The 3554-nt window shown below is 72.1% G+C and carries 4 protein-coding genes; 3 read left to right on the top strand and 1 reads right to left on the bottom strand.

From position 1 onward, the window contains the following. The 3 genes from ACK5KK_RS12205 to ACK5KK_RS12195 all read left to right on the top strand — a co-directional run. The coding region (locus tag ACK5KK_RS12205) for a hypothetical protein (RefSeq protein ID WP_416890356.1) at positions 1–234 on the top strand (234 nt) is incomplete at its 5' end. Between the two features lies 1 nt (position 235). Continuing rightward, positions 236–589 carry a hypothetical protein gene (locus tag ACK5KK_RS12200; RefSeq protein WP_416890355.1) on the top strand — a complete coding sequence of 118 codons (354 nt, stop codon included), beginning with the start codon at positions 236–238 and terminating at the stop codon, positions 587–589. A gap of 108 nt (positions 590–697) precedes the next feature. Further along, positions 698–985: an IclR family transcriptional regulator domain-containing protein gene (locus ACK5KK_RS12195; protein WP_416890354.1), complete on the top strand. Its 288-nt coding sequence runs from the start codon at positions 698–700 to the stop codon at positions 983–985. Positions 986–1005: 20 nt separating this feature from the next. Here the strand turns inward: ACK5KK_RS12195 and ACK5KK_RS12190 are convergent, their stop codons facing one another. Beyond that, complete coding sequence (locus ACK5KK_RS12190; protein WP_416890353.1) at positions 1006–3429, bottom strand: arylsulfatase; 2424 nt, start codon at positions 3427–3429, stop codon at positions 1006–1008. Positions 3430–3554 lie beyond the last annotated feature (125 nt).

The following is a 3554-nucleotide window of genomic DNA, read 5'->3' as shown; positions in this document are numbered from 1 at the left end:
CGCCGCGCCGCCGCCCCGGTGGCGAGCTTCGCGCTGGTGCCGCCGGCCGCGACGGACGCCCGGGCGTCGGACGGCGGGGTCCGGTTGCGCTGGCGCCGCCGGGTCACCGCGCGCGTGCGCGGCCCGGTCACCGGGCGCGACTATGCCGTCTCGGCCGCCGCGCCCACCGTGACAGTCGACGCCGAGGACGCCGCCGGGCTGCTGGCGACCGGCTACTTCGCGAGGGGTGGGTGAGATGGCACGTCCCCGCCACGACGCGCTGACGCTGGTCGTCGGCGCGCTGGCGACGTGGCGGCTCAGCCGCCTGCTGGTGGCCGAGGACGGTCCGGGCGGGGTCATCGTCCGGCTGCGGGCCGCGGTCGATCGCACCCCGGCCCGAGGGATGCTGGACTGTTTCGGGTGCACGTCGGTGTGGGTGGGCCTCGGGATCGCCGCCCTGCTCGGCCGCCGCGCGGCCGTCGTCACCGGTCTGGCACTGTCGGGCGCGGCCTGGTTCGCCGAACTCGTCCGCACCGACCGGGCATCCGCTGCATTCGACGACGCCCTGCCCGAGCCGGAGATCGATTCACCCCTCGTCACGGTCGTGTGATCCGGCACCGATCCAGCACTGATCCGGCCACCTCGGCGGCACCTCAGCGGCGGAGCGCCACCGAGGTACCGCGCGGTGGTTCAGACGGGGCTGCTCAGAGCGGGTGGTATGGAGCCGGCTGTTCAGAGCGGGTACTGGCCGGGCTCGCGGCGCAGCGTGATCCACCGGGTCTCGGTGAACGCGTCGATGTTGGCCTGCGCGCGGGCGCGCGGGTACGCAGTGCAGCGGGAGGAGCAGACGCTCGGGGCGGCGGGGATCTCCACGCCGATCCCGTACAGCGGGGACCTTCCGATCGCGGTCGTCACGATCGCGGCATCCCTTGCGCACTGGGACGAGCGTCACTACGCCTCAATGCTGAAGGCGACCGCCCAGGCGATCGCCCGCGACATGGCCTGACTCCCGACTTCCCCGGGCATCTAGTCGAGGAGGCGGGCGCTGATGTCGTCGATCGCGACGACGATCTCGTCGTCGTAATCCGCTTTCGTGCCGGGCGTGTAGCGGACGTCGCGCAGGCCGCCGGTGTACTGGAACCAGCCGCGTCGCTCGTGCAGGTCCCAGTCGACCGGGCCGCCGCCGTCGTACCCGGCACTGATGCCGGTGAACGGGGCCATGCTCACCAGCATCGGCACGCGCTCTTGCAGCACCGTCTCGGTGCCGTCGACGTCGAGGCTGATCCGCCAGGCGAACTCCGCGAGCGCCTCGAACCGCACGAGAACCGTCGCCGGGTCTCCCGTCACCGGCACGGTGGCGCGGTGCATGTTGCCGTACGCGTTGTAAGAGAAGTGCAGCGCGTCGTTTTCGGCCCACAGGATGTACCCGCCGCCCTGGTCGCCGTGCGCGACGATCACGCCCTCGCCGAGCCCGCCGTCGAACCGCGCCTCGATCGTGAACGAGCGCAACTGGGTCACCCGGGCCGAGCGCACCCGCTCGACCGTCGGGGCCCCCGGCCGCAACCGCAACGGCGCCTCCAGTTCGAGGTCGGTGGACGGGATCTTCCGCGCGAAGGTCGGTTCGTCCGGCAGTGGGAACACCGTGTTGTGCCACGCGGCCAGGCGCCATTTCTCGGCCAGATCGGCGACCACGTCGGGGTGGTCGGTGGCCAGGTCGTGCACTTCGGCCGGGTCGGCGGCGATGTCGTACAGCCGCCAGATCGACAGGTCGCCGGGCGCGGACTCCCATCCCATGCCGACGATCTTCCAGCGACCCTCGAAGTAGGACCGCCCGCCCATGAACGTCACGTGCTGACCGGCCGCCTCCCGCGGGTGCGCGGCCCGGAACGCCGCAGCGAAACTGGTCCCGTCCGCGTCCGCCGCCGGTTGCCCGTGCACGGTCGCCGGCCGGGTCACGCCGGTGAGTTCCTCCAGCGTGGGAGCGAGGTCGGCGACGAACGCGAAGTCGCGGCGGATGCCGTCGTCGCCGGCATCGCGCGGCATCCCCGCCGGCCAGCTGACGATCAGCGGGCTGTGGATGCCGCCCTCGTGCGTCGTGCCCTTGTACAGCCGGAACGGGGTGTTCGACGCGTGCGCCCACCCCGCCGGGTAGTGACCGAACACGCGCGGGCCGCCCATCTCGTCGAGGGGGCGCGGCACGTCGGCGACCCAGTCCTCGGGCAGGCCGGACGCGTTGAAGGTGAACTGGCTGAAGTAGCTGCGGGTGCCGGCCGTGCCCGCTTCGCTCGTCGCGCCGTTGTCGCTGGTGAACACGATGATCGTGTTGTCGTATTCGCCGATCTCCTTCAGGTGCGCCACGAGCCGCTCCAGGCTGCGGTCGATGCCGGCGACCGCGCCCGCGTAAACCTCCATGTGACGCGCGTACAGTGCCCGGGCCTGGTCGTCCAGGGTGTCCCAGGCCACGACACCGCGGGTGTTCTGCGGGCCGGATGGGGAGATCTCGGCATCCTCCGGGAAGATCCCGAGGTCCTTCTGCCGGGCGAACCGTTCGGCGCGCACGGCATCCCACCCGACGTCGTAGCGCCCGGACTGCGCGGCCTGGTCGCCGGGGGTGGCCTGCACCGGACCGTGCACCGCGTTGTGGGCGAAGTAGAGGAAGAAGGGGCGGCCGGCGTCGCCGCCGTGGACGGCGTCGATCATGTCGATCGCCTCGGTCGTGAGCCGGTCGGTGAGGTAGTCGTCGTCGGCGAACTCCTCGGTCACGGGGGAGTTGTCCCGCAGCAGCCGGTGCGGGTGGTACATCGTGGTGAACCCTTCGAGCGACCCGAAGTACCGGTCGAAACCGCGCTGGATCGGCCAGGTGGAGGTGTCGGCGCCGTCGTGCATGCTCGACTCAGGGGTGAGGTGCCACTTGCCGACCATGAGGGTCGCGTACCCGTTCTCGCGGAACGTCTCGGCCAGCGTCGGCATGTTCTGCGGCAGGCCGCCGCGGATGCCGGGATACCCCGGGTTCATGTTCGCCACCGACCCGAGGCCCGCGCGGTGCGGGTTGCAGCCGGTCATCAGGGCGGCCCGCGTGGGGGAGCACACCGGCGCGACGTGGAAGTTCGTGAACCGGTAGCCGCCCGCGGCGAGCGCATCGAGGGCCGGGGTGGGGATCTCGCTGCCGAACGGCCCGATGTCGCTGAAACCCATGTCGTCGATGAGGATCACGACGACATTGGGTGCACCCTCCGGCGCACGGCGCGGGGCCGGCCACCAGGGCGTCGACTGCGAGGAGCGCGGTGCTACCGTGCCACCGAATCCCTCGTAGCCGCGCGGGTCGGCACCGCCCACGTCGATCAGGTGCGGGGCGGGGTGCGGGGTGCGCGGGTTGTCCGAGACGTGCGGGTCCGTGCCGGACACAGCGCGTGGTGTCGTGTCGGGTTCGGGGTTCGATTCGGCGGGCATGGCGCTCCTTCGGGCTCGGGTTCGACGTTACCGGTGGCCTCGCAGAGAGTGCGACGGCGGCGCTGCACGAGTCGGCGGGCCGTCAGCGCGCGCCGTCGACGGGACGCGCGCACCTACGCGCCTAG

Source organism: Microbacterium sp. (assembly GCF_047972865.1).
In the GTDB taxonomy this organism is placed as follows: domain Bacteria; phylum Actinomycetota; class Actinomycetes; order Actinomycetales; family Microbacteriaceae; genus Microbacterium.
Note: the sequence above shows the minus strand (reverse complement) of the source record. Positions and strands in the feature narration are given on the sequence as shown.

Excerpts from the sequence above, each read along its gene's own strand:
- ACK5KK_RS12190 (WP_416890353.1), bottom strand. The coding sequence starts at position 3,429 with ATGCCCGCCGAATCGAACCCCGAACCCGACACGACACCACGCGCTGTG.
- ACK5KK_RS12200 (WP_416890355.1), top strand. The coding sequence starts at position 236 with ATGGCACGTCCCCGCCACGACGCGCTGACGCTGGTCGTCGGCGCGCTG.
- ACK5KK_RS12195 (WP_416890354.1), top strand. The coding sequence starts at position 698 with ATGGAGCCGGCTGTTCAGAGCGGGTACTGGCCGGGCTCGCGGCGCAGC.